Raw genomic sequence first — 18,487 nt, 5'->3', positions numbered from 1 at the left:
TTTCGGCGAACAATGTGATTACCCAGCGTTTTTTCTTTACGTATCCGTTCGATTCGGTTAATACCAAACTTATATTCGGACGGTATCTTATAGATGTGGGAACGATCTCATACCTATAAGCGGAGGTAAGCTATGAGCAATATCAAAGAGATCGCTCTTCTATCAGGTGTATCCAAGTCTACTGTATCCAGAGTGATTTCGGGACATGGTTATACAAGCCAGGAGGCCAAAGACAAGGTTCTGAAGGTGATTCAGGAGCTGCAGTACAAGCCGAATGCGATCGCCAGAGCGATGGTCTTGCAGCGTACGCATAATATCGGGATTCTGATCTACCGGAGGGATTATCCCATCGTGTCCCATCCCTTTTACGGTAAAATCATCGACGCCATTCTGGCTACAGCTGCAAGGATGAATTACTCCGTATTTGTAACGACGGACCATGAAATGTCGCTAAGATCCGCCGATTTCATGATGGAGAAGCGGGTAGACGGGCTGATCTTGATCAGCCGCCTGGAGCAGAATGTGATCGATCATATTAGTAAATTCGGCGTTCCTTATGTAATGGTTAACGGCTCCACGAATGTGGATGGTGTGGTTCATATCGTGAACCGGGATCAGGAAGGGGGGCGTGAGGCTGCCCGGCATTTAACCGGCCTTGGACACCGCAAGATCTTCATGCTGGCCGGTCCGCAGGACCATCGAAGCCATCATTTGCGGCTGGAGGGATTTCGGGACTATATGCAGGAGCATCACCTGGATATCTCGGAAGATGCTATCGCCTATCCCGTAGCCTCAACGTTCGAAGCAGGCTACAGAGCGATGAGCGAACATTGGGAGCATTTTAGACAAGGGGCTTATACTGCAGTATTCGGTACCAATGACATGATCGGGCTGGGGGCCATGAAATTTTTGCACGAGCAAGGCCTTAGCGTCCCGGAGCAAGTGGCGGTAATGGGCTTCGATGATATAGATATTTCTTCTATCACGAACCCGCCCTTAACGACCATTCGAGTCGATACCCAGCAAATGGGCCATGTTGCCTGTGTCATGCTAGACAAGCTGATTCGCGAGAATTCTGTCAAAGAGACAATACTGGAGCTTAAGCCTGAACTGGTGATCAGGCATTCTACATCACATCAGGACACTTAATGATTGGAAGGAGCAGGACATGTAATGAAGTGGTATTTAAAATCACTGGGTCCAAAGAAAATTATCGAATTTGTCGCTCTAATCATCTTCGTGATCTTTTTCATGGGACCTCTGTTGAACCTGGCTATTCTCGCATTTACAGGGAACTGGAATTACCCGGACATGCTTCCTAGGGAATGGTCGCTGAAATGGTGGAAGTTTGTCTTCCAGCAGGAGGGAGTCTCGCAGTCTATCGCTCTTTCCTTCCTGATCGCTACTATCGTTACTGCTGTATCGATCGTGCTTTGTGTTCCGGCAGCGTATGCCTTTGCCCGAATTCGTTTTCCGCTCAGCAAGTTCTTCTTGTTCTCGTTCCTGCTGACGCACGCCTTTCCTAAAATGGGGCTATACGTCTCCATCGCAGTGCTGTTCTATAAGCTTGGTCTGATGAACACCCTGCTCGGCGTCATTCTGATTCATATCATCAACGTGCTGATGTACATGACCTGGATTCCGACCTCAGCGTTCCGTAATGTTCACACGGCGCAGGAAGAATCGGCCCGCGACGTAGGGGCAAGCCCGTTCCGGGTCTTCCGCAGTATTACGCTGCCGATGGCGATGCCAGGTATTATCGTCGCTTCAATCTTTACCTTTCTCAACTCTCTGGATGAAGCGCAAGGGACGTTCCTCGTCGGCGTACCCAATTTCAGAACGATGCCTGTTGTGATGTATGGCATTATTAGCGATTACCCGGCTTATGCCGGTGCGGTCTTCTCAATTATTCTGACAGCTCCGACGATTATTTTACTGCTGGCGGCCCAGCGTTTTGTCAGCGCGGATGTTCTGTCGAGCGGCTTCCAGATCAAATAAACTGACGTGCAGGACAGGAGGACATTATGGGAATCCAATTATCCATTCAGAAACTGACAAAACGTTATAAAACAGGCGATGGAGTAAGCGATATTTCACTGGATGTCGGCAAAGGAGAGATGGTCACCCTCTTGGGACCGTCCGGCTGCGGGAAGACAACATTGCTGCGCAGTATCGGCGGCTTCCTTGATCCAGATGCCGGAGACATTCTGATTGAAGGTAAAAGTGTATTAAAAGCACCACCGGAGAAACGTCCGACCTCTATGGTCTTTCAGGGCTACAATCTGTGGCCGCATATGACGGTGTACGATAATTTGGCGTTCGGTCTGAAAATCCGCAAGGTGAAGAAGGCAGAACGTGATCAGGCAATTGAGCAGGTGCTGGAGCTGGTTCGTCTGCCGGGTGCAGGAAAGAAATATCCTGGACAGCTGTCCGGCGGTCAGCAGCAGCGGATCGCCGTGGCCCGCTCACTGCTGTTGAAGCCTGCGGTGCTGCTGCTGGATGAGCCGTTCTCGGCACTGGATGCCAAGCTGCGGCACGAAATGCGGGAGGAACTGCGCGAGATTCAAGCTGACCTCGGTCTGACCATGGTCTTTGTCACGCATGACCAGGAGGAGGCCTTATCGATTTCTGACCGGATTGTGGTGATGAATCATGGACATATCGAGCAGATTGCCACTCCGCAGGAAATATACGATGAGCCCAAATCACTATATGTGGCCCAGTTTATCGGGAAAATGAACTTCTTGAAGGGGGTGGTTGCTGAAGGCGGGATTAAGGTAGGGGAACTGAGTTTCCCGAACCCTAATAAGCTTTCAGGTAAAGTTACGGTGGCTGTCCGGCCGGAAGATATTCAGTTCGGTGGGGGCGCAGAGAGTAGACTACAGGGGACGATTAAGCAGATTATGGTGCTTGGTCATTATGCCGAGGTGTCGGTCGATGTTCAGGATCATGGCACGGTACGTGCATTCCTGGCTCGCGACGAGGTCAGATCGCTTCATCATGGTCAACAGGTGTCGGTAGGCTTTGCCAAGATTCTAGCATATCCGGAACAGTAAAATGAGCAAACACTCAAGGAGGAAATTAGTTCATGTCTAACAAGAAAACAGCATTCACCCTTTTGACAAGTTTGGTTCTGGTCGGATCTTTACTCGCAGGATGTGGAGACAAGAATAGCAATGATTCGGCTGCTGCCGGTAATGGCGCTACGGCTGAGCCTGCTGCCAAGACGACGGAATTCTCTTTCTATTACACAGGCTCCCAGAACGTTGACGATCTCTGGAAAACACTGATTCCGATGTTCGAAGCGAAGAACCCGGATGTTAAGGTCAAGCCGGTGTATGTTGCTTCAGGCACAGGCGCTCAGCCTACCTATGACCGCATTCTGGCTGCCAAGCAGGCGAATAAAGGCTCAGGCGACATTGACCTTTATGAGGACGGCATTGATTCCGTCAACAAAGGCAAGAACGATGACATCTGGGATACGCTCAGCGAGAGCAGCATTCCTAACCTGAAAAATGTGGATGAGAATACCCTGAAAGACGTCTCTAACCTGGCTATTCCTTATCGTGCTTCCGCGGTACTGCTGGCGTATAACAGCGACAAAGTGAAAGACGCGCCGAAGACACTGGACGAGCTGTATGACTGGATTCGTAAAAATCCAGAAAAATTCGCTTACAATGATCCATCCACCGGCGGCGCAGGCAGCTCCTTCGTAACTACAGCCCTCTATAAATTCTTGCCTGAAGAGGCTATTCATAACTCTGATCCAAGCATCATGAGCCAGTGGGGTCAAGGGATCGACCTCTTGAAGGATCTGGGCAAATACGTATACGGTAAAGGCATCTATCCGAAGAAAAACCAAGGTACACTTGATCTCTTGGCTAGCGGAGAAGTGGATATGATTCCGGCCTGGTCTGATATGGTACTTGATCAAATCTCCAAGGGTCAGCTTCCGGCAACAACGAAGATGCAGCAGATTACACCGGGCTTCAACGGCGGACCGACTTACCTGATGGTACCGAAGCTGTCGGAGAAGAAGGACGCAGTATACAAATTCCTCGACTTCGTCGTTTCGCCTGAAGCACAGACTGAAATTGTTAACAAAATGCACGGCTTCCCGGGCATCAAGCTGAGCAACATGCCGCAGGAGATTCAGGATTCCTTCAAAGGTGCTTCAGAAGGCTACCGTACCTTTAACCTTGGCGACCTGGGCAAAGAAATCAACAAAAAATGGCAAAGTGAAGTTGCTGCTCAATGAGTAAACAAGCAAGAAGGGGGCTGCTGGGGATTTCCCTGGTCCTCCCTTCCTTTCTCATTCTGGTGCTAATCGTAGTGCTGCCGATTCTGGGATCTTTGAAGGAAAGTCTCACGAATCACAGTGGCGGTTACGACTTGTCCAATTATAAGTATCTGTTCACTGATAAACTGATGCGCTCGAATATTATTTTTACGCTAGAGGTGACGATTGCTTCCACACTGCTGGTCCTGGTCATTAGCTATGTTCTGGCTGTGTACATGCGCTTTAATCAGGGCATGGCGGTCAACTGGATTCGGCGGATGTACATGATACCGATCTTTATTCCTTCGGTCATTGCTACCTATGGTCTGATCCAATTGCTTGGCAACCGTGGCTGGGCAGCGCGGATCCTTTATCACTTTGGGTCTGAAAGCTTTCCGCGGATTATTTTTGATATGAAAGGGATTATTATCGCCAATCTATGGTTCAACATCCCGTTCACCACAATGCTTCTAGGTTCAGCCTTATCTGCCGTACCGAATTCCGTAATTGAAAGTGCCAAGGATGTGGGTGCAGGGAAGCTCCGTATTTTTTTCAAACTGATCCTTCCATTGACGTTCAAAACACTGCTGGTTGCCTCCACCTTCGTATTCATGGGTGTGATCGGCTCGTTTACGGCCCCGTTCCTGATCGGACCTAATGCGCCGCAGATGCTCGGAGTCTCTATGGAGCAGATCTTCGGGGTATTTCAGGATCGTCAGCTTGCCGCAGCAACTGCGTTCTTCACCTTCCTGATGTGTTCGTTTGTCGGTTATTTCTATATTCGCTCAATGATTAAAGAAGAAGGAATGCGTTCATCATGAAGACTGTTCTCGTAGACGCGCAAGGGAAAGTAACTCCTGCAGGTTCCAAATCGCATATTGCGTACCGTTTCTTTGTTCCAAATGCAGCAGACCGGCTCGGCGTTCATTTCACTTACGGGCCTAAGTATTTAGAAGATCAGGAGAAGGCTAAGCTGCTGATCGAGCAGGGAATCGAGGCCTATTTTGAGGCTGAATATTTGGAGCAGGCAAAAGCACGCTGGCAGTCCTATCTGCCGCTGCAAAATCTAATCACCGTATCTGTCGATGCCCCTGACGGACATCGCGGGGCCGCTCACCGGCATGACCGTGAGCAACTGCATGTTCTATCGCGGCATGAAGCCACTCCGGGACTAGCACAGGGTGAGATCATACCGGGCATGTGGGAGGTCACTTTAAGCCTGCATGCGATTGTGACCGATGTCTGCGATTATACACTAAAGGTCTGGCTGGAAGAGGAGGGTACGCGATGAAATGGGTAGCCTGCGAGCTGCACACACATACATTCCACAGCGACGGCCGGCAATCGCTGGCTGAACTTGCAGCAGGGGCCAAAAATCTTGGCTTCGACTGCATCGCATTGACGGATCACAACACGATGACAGGGCTTGCGGGTAAAGAAGTCATTGAACGTGAGACAGGGCTATCGATCATATCGGGGATGGAATGGACTACATTCTTCGGTCATATGGTGACGATTGGACTGGATGAATTCCTCGACTGGCGCCCGGTCGGCCCGGGTGATATCCATGCCGGACTGTCACGTGTTCATGAACGGGGCGGCCTTGCCGGAATGGCGCATCCGTTCCGCGCCGGCAGTCCGATGTGTACAGGCTGTTACTGGGAGTTTGAAATCAGTGACTGGAACGATATTGATTATATTGAGGTATGGTCAACAACGTTTGCACCTGTGAAAAATAATAACATCCGCGCCTTCCGGTTATGGACGGAGAAGCTGAATGAAGGCTACCGGATTGCTGCCACGTCCGGACGCGATTGGCATCACCAGGACCCTACGGACGATCCGTTGTCCGTAACCTATCTTCAGCTTGAAGAAGGGGATGCACCTATCACCGCGAAGGTTGTGGGGGCCTTATCAGCCAGCCGTGCCTCTGTTACGCTGGGGCCGCTGCTTAATCTTGAAGTGACTTCGCGCGGGACTAATTACGGTATCGGTAGTGCTGTACCGGGAGGCAGAGCGTCTGGAAGCACTTTTGTTGCCGCTGTGTCGGCAGATTTCCAGGTGCGCAAGGGTCACTGGAAGTTGGAAGATCAGCGTTATACACTGAAGCTGGACAGCAACAAGGGAATACTGGCTGAGGAAATCATTACATCAGATGCTCCGCGGCTTGAAGCCGAGATCCCGGATGAAGATTTGCTGTGGATTCGTGCTGAGCTTTGGGGGATGGTGAAAGGTGTGCGTACGATCATTGCCTTTACCAATGCAGTCTATTTCGATTGAAGCAAAGGAGCCGAGAAAATGACTGGACATTTTCCATGGATTACAGCTCATACGGGATGTATGGATACTCTAGACAACACTTTAGCCTCTGTGGAAGAGGGAATCAGGCTGGGAGCAGATATCATAGAGGATGATATCCGGGTCACCCGGGACGGAATCGCGATTCTGGCTCATGATGATATCTGGCAGAGCGTTAATGGCCGTACTATTCAGATCTCAGCATTAAGCTTCGAAGAGCTTAAGAGTGTAGAAGTGATAGTGGACTATGCCGGCAAGACGGGAAAGATGACCTTCTCGACGCTGGAAGATCTGCTGCTGCTGATTAAAGGTTCAGGCCGAACGGTGAATCTGGATCTTAAAGTGAATGAAGCCATCGATGCAGCGGCAGCTTTGGTGCATAAGCACGATATGCTGGACCAAATATTCCTGTCTGGTTGCGGAGCAGACCGGGCCCTGCTGGCACAGCAGCGTCATCCCGAGCTTAAGAAGCTGCTGAACGCTGATAGTGAGCATTTTCTAAACCGATCCTATGAGGAAGCCCTGGAACAGACAGTAAGCGATGCATTGGCTGCAGCCTGCTTCGGGATTAATATCTACCATGAGTTCGTCAAGCCGGAATTAATCGAGCAAGCCAAAGCGAACGGCCTCAAGGTCTATGTCTGGACCGTCAATGATGTCTCGCTAATGAAGCACTATGCGGCACTTGGTGTGGACTCCCTAACCACACGGGCCGTGGAAGATCTGGTACAGCTGAAGAAAAGTATGCAGCAATAATGAGACAAGGTTCAGCCTTATATAAAGCAGGCTGGGCCTTTTTGTGCGTTGTAAGTGACGATCCAGCCGGGGGCATTCTCGCTTATAGTTTACACCGTGATGCTAGTATCTGGAAATCTTTATCTTCATACGGATAAGTACCATGGCGTCCAAGACCACAGCACGGGAGGGCGTTAAGCAGATAGCGGAAAAACAGCCCTATTGCCCGGCCTGAAAACTGCAAGGCGACGGGTTATAGCAGCCTCATCATAATGCATTGCACATCACTAATCCCTCGATTGCTTGGATATAAGCTATTCACAATACACCTCAACATATTAGTCTCTCCTCACCAACAGTGAGCAACTTTCACATGCACCATATGCGGGCAACCATCCCGTTATTAGTGTTTCTGTAATAGTGGCGGGAAATCGTGAAGAATGAAGGCTTTTATGTATTGCATGTTATGTAGTAGCAGCTTTTAGGGCGGTTTAACATCAAATTTCACATCAAGAGGTTGCCTTATGCAATCTATCCATGCAAGAGTAGGCATGGTATAATCGCAGGAGCAATAGAAGGCTTGTAAGGGCGGTCGGCTAATCTCCCGGAAGGGAGGTGAGGCCAATGGAGGTTTATCAAGCATTATCACTAATGTTCATGTTTGGCATGTTCATTATTGCTCTGCTGAACTACCTCAAAAAGAAATAGACCGCCCTGTCCAAAGGAAACGGTCTATCTCATGACTACTATTCCGAAGCCGCGGCCCTTAAAAGCGGCTATTGCAAACGGGGAGTCGTGTTGCCGCACGGCTCTCTTTGCATTGTATGTCTTTTATACCCTTACTATACCACAACATGCTCTTTAAAGTAAAAATAGTTATATGTGAAAATGTGAATTTCCACTTAACTCAGTCTCCTAAAGTTTCTTCGTAGGGTATTACGAACGGAAGACGTGAATCGGCAACAGTGGTGGAGAAGAATTCCTTCTGTTGGGTCGTCTCGTCTTTTTTGGGGAGCGGCCATGTCCCGGCTTTTTCGTCTGGGGATGTTCGTAGGCGACTGCGTTATTAGATGTTGCTTTCGTCACCAAGGGTATGTCGGTTCTAAGAAGCAAGACGGCACGCATTCTGCCGCTCCAAGGCCGGAACCGACAAGAAGTGCCGATCCAGAAGCAGCTGCGGTTGGCCAACCCTTTTGGCAGCTTCGACCCTCTGTCCCCATTCTATGAGTGACGTGGGAGGGGGGGCTCTGGCGCTTCATCGCTGTGCTCCCCATCGTGCGATTAGGAAATAAGAGCATTTTCGAACCTTAATTTAGTTTATATCAAATATAAATGATAATTAAGGGCATTTTTGTATGTTATTTTTTGTGGTACAGCTCTTTTTGAGGGAAACTTGGAGAAATAAGGTACAGTAATGCACTTAAATGGATTTTTTACTCTAAAATGATCAATTTAAGGTACAAAAATGCCGTTAATTTAAACGTTGAACCAAGGTGTTAAGGTCTACCAGTTGAGTTTGTTTCTCGGTTAGAATTCCTAGTAAATCCCCGCTAAATCCCCGCTAAATCCCCGCTAAATCCCCGCTAAATCCCCGCTAAATCCCCGCTAATCCCCGCTAATCCCCGCTAATCCCCGCTAAATCCCCCGGTAAGGCTCATTGTATACGCTGTTCGTGTATAAGCCTCATGAGGCCGGTACTGCTTTGGTAGTGCATAATAGCATAGTGGGTTGGAATTTTTAGACAATCACTTTTGACAGTCCAGTATTCGTCCCCATGGGGACGAAATGTACATTTGACCTCCCCAATTAACCCGCATCACCATATGCAACGCAATTTAAAATCCTTATAAAGCAAAGAATGGTCTAACCTGCCTTATATAAACTTATAGTCCATGCCTATGAACCCTATAGTTTTTATATCTTGGAATAATAAACAGCGCGATGTTATATTTAGTTCATTCAAGAGAGACTCCACACTCTCTTCCAATGAACGATTAAATGATGAGGTGAAATTCATGAGCAAGAAGACAATGTTTGAGAAAATTTGGGACAATCACGTTATTCATCAGGAAGAAGGCAAACCTAGCATTCTGTATATTGACCTTCATTTGGTTCACGAAGTGACTTCTCCACAAGCCTTCGAAGGCCTGCGCCTGGCTGGCCGTAAGGTTCGTCGTCCTGAGCTTACATTCGCGACAATGGACCACAACGTACCTACTAAGGATCGTTTTAACATCAAAGACCCGATCTCCAAACAGCAGATCGACACGCTTTCACAGAACTGTCGTGATTTCGGCGTGAGACTGTTCGACCTTAATGATATTGACCAAGGTGTCGTACACGTTATGGGTCCAGAAATCGGCCTGACTCATCCTGGTAAAACCATTGTTTGCGGCGACAGCCATACTTCCACACACGGCGCATTCGGCGCACTGGCGTTCGGTATCGGGACGAGTGAAGTTGAGCACGTACTGGCAACCCAGTGCTTGCAGCAGGCAAAAGCCAAGACGATGGAAGTCCGCTTCACAGGCAAGCGCAATCCTGGCGTAACCGCTAAAGACATGATTCTCGGCGTTATCGCTAAATATGGTACTGACTTTGCTACAGGTTATGTTATCGAGTACACAGGCGAAGCGATCCGTGAGCTGTCGATGGAAGAGCGCATGACGGTCTGCAACATGTCGATCGAAGGTGGCGCGAGAGCGGGTCTGATCGCTCCTGACCAGACTACATTCGATTACCTGCGTGATCGCCAGTATGTACCGCAAGGTGCTGCTTACGACGCTGCAGTTGAGACCTGGAAAGGACTCGTAAGCGACGAAGGTGCAGAGTATGACACTATTGTTGATTTTGATGTAGAGACCCTGATTCCGCAAGTAACCTGGGGCACAAGCCCGGGCATGGGTACTGACATTACGTCAACTGTGCCGAATCCGGCTGATTTCACAACTGAAAATGAACGCAAAGCTGCTGAAAAAGCACTTGAATATATGGATCTGACTCCAGGTACGCCAATCTCCGAAATTGGCATCGACTATGTCTTTATTGGTTCCTGCACCAACGGCCGGATTGAAGACCTGCGCGCTGCTGCACAGGTTGCCAAAGGCCACAAAGTATCTGATCAAGTAACGGCTATTGTCGTTCCTGGTTCCGGACGTGTTAAAATGCAGGCGGAAAAAGAAGGTCTGGATAAAGTATTTACAGAAGCGGGCTTTGAATGGCGTGAAGCAGGCTGCAGTATGTGCCTTGCGATGAACCCGGATGTTCTGCAACCAGGACAACGCTGCGCATCGACCTCCAACCGTAACTTTGAAGGCCGTCAGGGCCGTGGAGGACGTACGCATCTTGTATCTCCTGCAATGGCTGCCGCTGCGGCAATCAAGGGTCGTTTTACCGACATTCGTGACTGGAACTATAAGACGGAAGCCGTCAATTCATAAGAATCAGATCTAAACGGGAGGGAACTAACATGGAAGCTTTTAAAAAATTAACAGGAATCGTTGCACCGGTTGACCGGGTCAATGTTGATACAGATGCTATCATTCCAAAGCAGTTTTTGAAACGGATTGAACGGACCGGATTCGGACAATTTCTGTTCTACGAATGGCGTTTTGACGAAGAAGGAAATGACAACCCGACATTCGAGATGAATAAGCCGCGCTATAAAGGTGCGTCTGTCCTGATCTCTCGCGCCAACTTTGGTTGCGGCTCCTCCCGGGAGCATGCACCGTGGGCGATTATGGACTATGGCTTCAAGACGGTAATTGCTCCGTCTTATGCAGATATTTTCTATAATAACTGCTTCAAGAACGGTATCCTGCCAATTAAATTGTCTGAAGAGCAAGTGGAAGAATTGTTCCAGCGGACGGCTCAGCATGAAGGCTACGAATTGCACGTAGATTTGGAGAATAAGGTTCTGAGTGATGATCATGGCTTGAACATTGCTTTTGACCTGGATGAGCACCGTCGCCAGTTCCTGCTGCAAGGTCTGGACGATATCGGTCTTACTCTTCAGCATGCGGATGAAATCTCTGCCTACGAAGAGCGTCATGCTGCTAAGTTGTTCGGTTAATGCTTTTCCTGACGACTCTATGAGTTATGTTAGTTTATATTAAAACTGCACCATTTTAACAGAAACTTCTATTTCCGATGTCGGAAATAGAAGTTTTTTTGTTATAATCGATATATTCATTGCCTGTAGAGGCAACTTTTGGAAGGTATCTGTCGTCTGATAGGTCATGGAAGTTCACGAATCCAAATATCAAAGGAGAGAAAAGGATGGGGAGAATCACCCGCTTACTATTTTCGCTACTTTTGCTGCCGCTGATGTTTCTGTCATTTTCCGTCCATGATGCTGCCGCGGCAGGAAAGACACAAGGTAAAATCGTTCTGGACAATAAAGAACTTGCACTGCCCAAAGGGATTGCAATTGAGAATGTGAACGGAAGTGTGATGATCCCCATACGGATTGTAGTAGAGAATTTGGGGTTTGAAGTGCTGTGGGAGCAAACCTCTCGTAAAGTGACCATAAAGCAAGATTTTAAGAGTGTAGAACTTATCGTAGGCAGCAAATCGGCTAATGCCGACGGGATACGCCTGGATTTGAATGCTGCACCCAAACAAACCGGAGGCACGGTGCTGGTGCCCATCCGGTTTGTCAGCGAGCAGTTTGGACTAAAGGTAGGCTGGGACAACCGTGATAAAATCGTTTATTTAACCGGAGGAGCGCCAGCTCCCCAAGTTGCAGCACCCACACCAATACCGTCACCAGTACCATCACCCACTGCTCAGGTTTCATCAGCCACGCCGGGAAATCTGGGCGGGAGTATTCCAGGCATAGTTGTTTCAACACCTTCTCCAACTGCGTCTATTCCGGGCAGCGACGGCGCTATTGCAGGTGCACCAAAGGTGAAGGGTGCTGTATTCAGTGAGAACAAACTGGTAGTTGCCGTTGATGGGAGCGTCAAGCCAAGCATAACGGTAATGAATAATCCGGCCCGCATTATTGTAGATTTACCCGGCGCGGCTTTTGCACCGGAGTTTGCAGGAAGCCTGCAGCAGGGACTGGCGGGTAACGGTAGCCCGCAAGGTAAGCTGGATGTGACCGGCTACCCGCAAGTATCCGAGATCAGGTACGCTTTGTTCAGCGTTAATCCTTCTACAGTAAGGTTTGTCATTCAGACAGCGGTCAGTCAGCCTTACCAGCTAAGTAAGGATGAAAGCACTGGTTTGGTTACCATCGATCTCAACACGCAAGGTGTTCCTTGGAACGGTGGGGGGACAGCCGGGAATACAGGCAAGCCGGTAGTTGTCCTGGATGCGGGGCATGGTGGTTCTAAGCCGGGGGCGGTCAGTATCACGGGCCGATTGGAAAAGGACTTTAATTTGGCCGTGGTCCGTAAAGCGGGAGCACTATTGGAACAGGATGGACGGTTGACAGTGGTGTATACCCGAACTGAAGATACCCACCTGGAGCTGCAGGATCGGGTGGTGATTGCCGAGGCGGCAGGCGCGACTCTTTTTCTCTCGGTACATGCCAATTCTCTTGAGACATCTTTTCCCAACTGGAACAAAATCAACGGAAGTGAAACCTATTACAGTCGAAGTGAGAGCCTGCCTTTTGCGCAAAAGATGCATAAGCATCTTCTTGCCGGAACGGGATTTAAGGACAATGGAGTCCGCTATAAGAGCCTTCATGTAACCAGAGAGACACGCATGCCTGCCGTGCTGCTGGAAGCTGGCTATCTCACCAATGTAGACAACGAAGCTGCGCTGTATACAGACTATCTTCAGAACAATCTTGCAGGAGAGATTGCAGCGGGGATTAAGGAATATCTTGGTTTGTAGATTAGGCTGAGACCGCAGAGATTCTGCAAATCTCAGTTCCCCTATGGAATATATTCGCAACTTTTGAAGAGTGGCGGCGTCTAATAGATGTCGAAGGTTGCTGGTCGTCAGGTCAACAAGAACGTCTTTCTCAGGCGGAATACTAGATTCTTAGAGGTGGAGAATGAAGAAATTTGGTTTTATGCTGTTGCTGTTACTTTTTGTACTGATCTTGCCGGAAAATGGACATGCCGCTGCCTCGGGCAGCAAAATTATTCTGGATGGCAAGGAGATTACGGCGGAACAAGGAGCTCCTGTTGAAAATGTGAACAGCACGGTTATGGTCCCGCTAAGAATGATTGCAGAGAATCTTGGCTACAAGGTGGACTGGGAGCAGAAGAGTCAGACGGTAACCATCTCTGATTCATTCAAGACGATCAAGCTGGTGGTCAATCAGAAAACGGCTTCTGTCGATGACAAGACCGTTACCTTGGTCACTGCTCCGTTACTGCGCAGTAATACGACGCTAGTGCCGATCCGTTTCATCAGCGAACAGTTTGGTCTGCTGGTTGATTGGAACAATTCGCAGAAGATTGTAACATTGACTACACCAAACGCTCCGGGAGATAACGGTTCCCAGCCGGAGAACCCAAGCAATCCAGGAGATGGGCAGCCTCCTGTGGACCCTACTGTAAATCTGGCCCAGGTAAATGGTTTAAGTTTCAATGAGAACCGCTTGACCATTGCTGTCGATGGTAAAGTCGAGCCGAAGGTATCTGTGGTAACCGGCCCGGATCGTATTGTTGTAGATCTGCCGAATGCTACCTTCTCGAATGTTTTTGGTACTGGACAGGCTCTTGATTCCAACCTGAACGGCAGTCTTGCAGTTACTGATTATCCCGATGTGATAGGGGTTCGCTATTCACTGTATAATACGAATCCTTATGTTGTACGCTTTGTCATTGATTTGGCTCATGCGAAGAATTACAGCGTGAATGTTACCGGAGATACTTCAAAGTTAGTGGTCATCGATCTTAATGCACCATCGACAACCGATCCTGTCACTCCACCAGTGAATAACGGCAGAAAGCTGGTTGTTCTGGATGCAGGGCATGGCGCCAAAGATTCCGGTGCTGTGGGTGTAACAGGAAAGTATGAGAAGAACTTTAATCTGGCTGTCGTATTGAAGGCTGCTGACCTGCTTAAGAAGGAGAATAAGGTTGACGTAGTGCTCACACGAAGCGACGATACGTTTATCGAGCTGAAAGATCGTGCAGCCCTGGCGAACAATCTGAAAGCGGATCTTTTTATCTCCGTTCATGCCAACAGTGGTGCGTCCTCCTCAGCCAGCGGGAGTGAAACCTATTATCAGCGTGATGCCAGCAAAGCGTTGGCAAACGTGATGCATAAATACCTTGTACAAGCCACCGGCATAAGCGACCGAGGTGTACGCTATGGCAATTTCCATGTCATACGGGAAACAAAGATGCCTGCGGTGCTTCTGGAGGTTGGCTACCTGAGTAACAAAAACGATGAAGCCCTTTTATTCAATGACGCTTTCCAAAGTAGAGTTGCCGCTGGGATCGTCAGCGGAATCAATGAATATCTCGGAATAAAATAACAGCTTAACGGCAGACCAGCGCCGCACAGTTATTTCCCGCCTGTTTTTCGGCCCGAAAACTATGCGGACAGGTCTGCTCGTATTCATCTAAGGGGGTATTAGGAATGATGAACAAGAAATTAGGTTACGCAGGAATTGCTGCTCTGCTTTTACTCGTAATTGCCGGTTGCGGCGATAAACCGACGGCTGCTCCGGCCAATGGCAACAATCTGGAGCCTGCCGTTGTGAACGGTGCTGGAGAGAACGGAAGCAACAATAATACAGCGGAAGGCGGCGATCAGGTAGTTCCGAGTGCATCGCCTGAAGCTACAGAGGAGCCCGGAAATAATTCGGTCAACAGTACGCCTGCACCGACCGCTACAGAAAAGCCGGCTGCTGCAGAGAAGCAAAGCCAAAGTATCGATGTCTATTATACTGATCCACAGCTATTGGACCTTGTGACTGCGAAGGCCACAATCCATTTTGCCGATCCAGTGGAGAAGTACAGTGATGCCTTCAAAGCGCTGCAAAGCAGCGATAATCAAGAGCAAATTCCGCTGTGGGGCAAAATTGAGCTGAAATCACTCAAATTTGAGGATGGACAGATCCTTATGGATATCCATAAACCACAAGATGCACAATTGGGCGCTGGTGGGGAATCCATGGCGATGTCCGCCCTTGCCAAAACTTTCTTCCAATTCGACGAAGTAAAGAGCATCGAAATGCTGGTGGACGGCCAGAAAGTTGAAAGTTTGATGGGCCATGTTGATCTGGAGCATCCCATGACCAGAGAGAACAGCTTGTAAGACGCAGGAATTCTACAGCTGCTTGGCGAAGTACTAGGTACACAACAATCATGGGTTATTGAGAGGAGAACAACCTATTGTCCAGACAAAAGAGATTGAAACGTAGGGTGAAGCCTTATTCTGCCAAAGCGGTTTCGGCCGTTCTGGCGGGGGTTATGGTTCTGGGTGGAACAGGCGCGGCTTTTGCAGATAGTTCTGCGAGCACTACAGCGAACCCTCCAGCGAATCAGAGCAATGTCTCTGCCCCTAGCACATTTAGCGATGTAAAAACAGGCTTTTGGGCCGAAAAGCATATTTATAAATTAGCGGGGCAGGGGATTATTGTCGGCAACAACGGCTTGTTCCGTCCCGGCGACCCCGTAACCCAGCAAGAAGCTGTATTGATGGCGCTGCGCTTCATGAAACAGGCGGGTAATGCGGACCCTAATACACAAACCGTTCTTCCAACGGGTTTTGAAGTATCGAATTACTACAAGTCCTACGTGATTTATGCACTTCAGCAAGGCTTACTTGATAAGACTGCTGAAATGACAGCAGATAATCAGAAAACTTCCTGGGGTGAGCGCAAAGCTTCCCGGGAGTGGATTGCAGAGCTGCTGATCCGTTCACTCGGCAAGAGTGCTGATGCAGTAGCTTCAGGGAATGCTTCGACAGGATTTGCCGACGATGCTAAGGTGTCCGCGAACAAACGTGGCTACATAAACTTGGCGGTTAGCCTCGGTCTGGCGAACGGGCTGGATGGCAACCGTTTTGATCCGCAGGGTGCTGTAACCCGTGCACAATTGGCGACTTTCTTCAGTAGGGCAGAAGCACAGTCAGGGCTTGTATATGACAATACTGTGGAAGGCTATATCAGCGATCTGAAAAGTGACAGACTATCTGTCTACGATAACGGAAATACGTCTGTGCATGGACTGAATGCCAGCACTGCATATTTTACCAGCACTTCTGAGAATCGAATTAATCTGAGCGATCTTCAGCCGTACACGAAGGTAACTGTTATTGGAGCTACTTATAATGCTTCCTATGTGGAGATAACTGATCCGACACAGCTAATTGAAAGCCTGAGTGGTAATTTTGCCATGGTGGCTCCAGGGAACAAGCTGTGGTTGAAATCGGCAACAGGTTTTACTGAGTACTACTACGATGATACGACAACTTTCTTGGATGCCAGCGGCAATAAAATTGAGCCGTCTGCACTGGTGGCGGATAGTGTCGTAACGTTGACACGGGAAACATATAGCGGTTCTCACAAGGTAGTAAAGGTGCAAGTAACCTCAGGTGTGATCAATAAGACCACAACAGGCACAATTCAAAGTGTTAACCTTACGGATAAGTCCATAACTTTCAAAAATGCTGCCGGTGTACCTGAGACTTTTAAATGGGAAGATGGCAACTCGTTGTTCAGCTCCCAGAACAGTGTTCTGCAGCCTGCTGATTTGAAGGTGGGTGCTGCAGTCAAATACACGATTCAAGAAAATGTAATCCGTTCTTTAGAGGTTACCGAGGGTGTTGAGCGCACCGTCCAAGGTATGCTCAACGAGATTACCGGTACAACCGTTGTGTATAAGAAAAAGGATGGCGGACGCGAGGTGAAGCTGCTGGCGGCTAAGCCGGCGATTGTTATTCCTGGCATTGCGAATCCTTCCAGTGATGATCTGGTGGCAGATGCTACTGGAGGAGACAATATACAGCTTACACTCGGAAGTGATGATCAGGTCACCAAGATTGAGGTCTTGAGCCGGCAGATCGACCAGTTCAGCGGAGCGGCCATTGTAGATTATAATTCCAAAACACAGCTGCTGACGATCAAGGATGTGAGCGGCAAACCGCATGTCATCCAGCTAGATGATAAAACCAAGCTGGCGTATGACGGTATTGCTCCGAACCTGACGACAGTTGGAGCAAGATTGACTGAGGGCCGTAAAATAAACTTGAAGGCGCTCGGCATGCGAGCTCTTTCGCTGGAGCTGCTAACCAAATATGAAGGTACATTGACAGCCGTCAATACCTCAGCCAGAACGATGGTCATCAAGGTCAATGCCGGGGAAAGTCTTACTCTCCCTTATCCAAATTCGGTGGAGCAGTTCGGTAACAGTAACGCTACGATTACCGATGTGCCAATTGGCAGTAGCGTAATAGCAGCGCTGGGTACGAACCAGGATATCATCTCCGTGCTAAAAGTGAAATCCGTTCTGCAACTCGAGACTTCGATGGTCAATTCGGGAACTAATCGTATTGCGATTAAAGTCAATGGAGGCAGCAGCGAGATCAACACTACTCAGTTGCCTTTGACCAATGAAGCTGGGCAGACTGCGAAGTTGACTGAGATGAAGGCAGGAGATTTTGTGAATGTGACCTTTGAAGGTTCGACTCCACTTGCCATTCAGACTGTCAAGCTAACTACAGGCCCGGTTAACGGGGTAGATGCCACTGCGGGAACGCTGACCGTGAAGGATTATTCAGGGGCTGTGCAGACCTTTAACACAAGCAGCGGAATTAAAATTACTAGAGATGGCACAACAACGACGACGCTTGGAAGCTTGACTACTGCAGACCGGATTGAAGCCCGGAAAGATGCTAATGGTTCCATCATCGTACGGGTGCTAACTCAGGCAAGCCGCATCTTCTCACGTTATGAGAGTGCGTCGAACGAAATTGTGGTGAAGCGGGATAACATGAACGATAATTCCAATCGTTTCCGGTTAGCACCTAATGCATATATTCATCAAGGTGACACGACATTATCCGTGCAATCTCTCAAAGAAAATGATAAGATTATAATGTATTTCAATAACGATGTTGCAATAGAAGTTGTGAAACAATAATTGCGAGTGGTGGATTTCTGTGAGAAACACCGTCTTGACGCAAGGGGTTGCCTGCGTCAGGACGTTTTTTTTGAAATATAGCAAGGTATGGTGATCCTTATCTATAGTTATGCAT

General features: G+C 48.7%; 16 protein-coding genes. All 16 read left to right on the top strand.

Annotation, left to right across the window (positions count from 1 at the left end):
• Window positions 1–132 precede the first annotated feature (132 nt).
• The 16 genes from HPT30_RS22900 (at window position 133) to HPT30_RS22830 (ending at window position 18,372) form a co-directional block, all read left to right on the top strand.
• Entirely contained in the window at window positions 133–1,149 is a 1,017-nt protein-coding gene (locus HPT30_RS22900; protein ID WP_175373633.1) for a LacI family DNA-binding transcriptional regulator, read from the top strand.
• Between the two features lie 24 nt (window positions 1,150–1,173).
• On the top strand, window positions 1,174–1,998 hold the full coding sequence (locus HPT30_RS22895) for an ABC transporter permease (protein ID WP_066363069.1): 825 nt from the start codon (window positions 1,174–1,176) through the stop codon (window positions 1,996–1,998).
• Window positions 1,999–2,024: 26 nt separating this feature from the next.
• Window positions 2,025–3,056, top strand: coding sequence for an ABC transporter ATP-binding protein (locus HPT30_RS22890; protein WP_175373632.1), 1,032 nt, complete (start codon window positions 2,025–2,027; stop codon window positions 3,054–3,056).
• Window positions 3,057–3,088: 32 nt separating this feature from the next.
• On the top strand, window positions 3,089–4,258 hold the full coding sequence (locus HPT30_RS22885) for an extracellular solute-binding protein (protein WP_175373631.1): 1,170 nt from the start codon (window positions 3,089–3,091) through the stop codon (window positions 4,256–4,258).
• Entirely contained in the window at window positions 4,255–5,100 is an 846-nt protein-coding gene (locus HPT30_RS22880) for an ABC transporter permease (RefSeq protein ID WP_175373630.1), read from the top strand. Before HPT30_RS22885 ends, HPT30_RS22880 begins: the two co-directional genes overlap by 4 nt.
• Window positions 5,097–5,570, top strand: coding sequence for a hypothetical protein (locus tag HPT30_RS22875; RefSeq protein ID WP_175373629.1), 474 nt, complete (start codon window positions 5,097–5,099; stop codon window positions 5,568–5,570). Before HPT30_RS22880 ends, HPT30_RS22875 begins: the two co-directional genes overlap by 4 nt.
• The gene (locus tag HPT30_RS22870) at window positions 5,567–6,559 is read left to right on the top strand and encodes a CehA/McbA family metallohydrolase (protein ID WP_175373628.1); all 993 of its coding nucleotides are present in this window, start codon (window positions 5,567–5,569) and stop codon (window positions 6,557–6,559) included. Before HPT30_RS22875 ends, HPT30_RS22870 begins: the two co-directional genes overlap by 4 nt.
• 18 nt (window positions 6,560–6,577) lie before the next feature.
• On the top strand, window positions 6,578–7,333 hold the full coding sequence (locus HPT30_RS22865; protein ID WP_175373627.1) for a glycerophosphodiester phosphodiesterase: 756 nt from the start codon (window positions 6,578–6,580) through the stop codon (window positions 7,331–7,333).
• 603 nt (window positions 7,334–7,936) lie between these two features.
• Window positions 7,937–8,020, top strand: coding sequence for a putative holin-like toxin (locus HPT30_RS30720; protein WP_219214875.1), 84 nt, complete (start codon window positions 7,937–7,939; stop codon window positions 8,018–8,020).
• A gap of 385 nt (window positions 8,021–8,405) precedes the next feature.
• Window positions 8,406–8,543: a hypothetical protein gene (locus HPT30_RS22860; RefSeq protein WP_175373626.1), complete on the top strand. Its 138-nt coding sequence runs from the start codon at window positions 8,406–8,408 to the stop codon at window positions 8,541–8,543.
• A 784-nt stretch (window positions 8,544–9,327) separates the two neighbouring features.
• Window positions 9,328–10,752 (top strand): 3-isopropylmalate dehydratase large subunit, encoded by a 1,425-nt coding sequence (gene leuC, locus HPT30_RS22855; protein ID WP_175373625.1) that lies wholly within the window; start codon window positions 9,328–9,330, stop codon window positions 10,750–10,752.
• Window positions 10,753–10,781: 29 nt separating this feature from the next.
• Complete coding sequence (leuD, locus tag HPT30_RS22850; RefSeq protein ID WP_175373624.1) at window positions 10,782–11,384, top strand: 3-isopropylmalate dehydratase small subunit; 603 nt, start codon at window positions 10,782–10,784, stop codon at window positions 11,382–11,384.
• 206 nt (window positions 11,385–11,590) lie between these two features.
• A complete protein-coding gene (locus tag HPT30_RS22845) occupies window positions 11,591–13,159 on the top strand; it encodes an N-acetylmuramoyl-L-alanine amidase (RefSeq protein ID WP_175373623.1) in 1,569 nt (522 codons plus the stop codon).
• Window positions 13,160–13,322: 163 nt separating this feature from the next.
• Complete coding sequence (locus HPT30_RS22840) at window positions 13,323–14,759, top strand: N-acetylmuramoyl-L-alanine amidase family protein (protein WP_175373622.1); 1,437 nt, start codon at window positions 13,323–13,325, stop codon at window positions 14,757–14,759.
• A 104-nt stretch (window positions 14,760–14,863) separates the two neighbouring features.
• Entirely contained in the window at window positions 14,864–15,544 is a 681-nt protein-coding gene (locus HPT30_RS22835) for a GerMN domain-containing protein (protein ID WP_246317360.1), read from the top strand.
• Window positions 15,545–15,621: 77 nt separating this feature from the next.
• The gene (locus HPT30_RS22830; protein WP_175373621.1) at window positions 15,622–18,372 is read left to right on the top strand and encodes an S-layer homology domain-containing protein; all 2,751 of its coding nucleotides are present in this window, start codon (window positions 15,622–15,624) and stop codon (window positions 18,370–18,372) included.
• Window positions 18,373–18,487: the final 115 nt, after the last annotated feature.

It is taken from the genome of Paenibacillus agri (genome assembly GCF_013359945.1).
GTDB lineage: Bacteria > Bacillota > Bacilli > Paenibacillales > Paenibacillaceae > Paenibacillus_AQ > Paenibacillus_AQ agri.
This window is presented reverse-complemented; position numbering and strand designations above follow the sequence as displayed.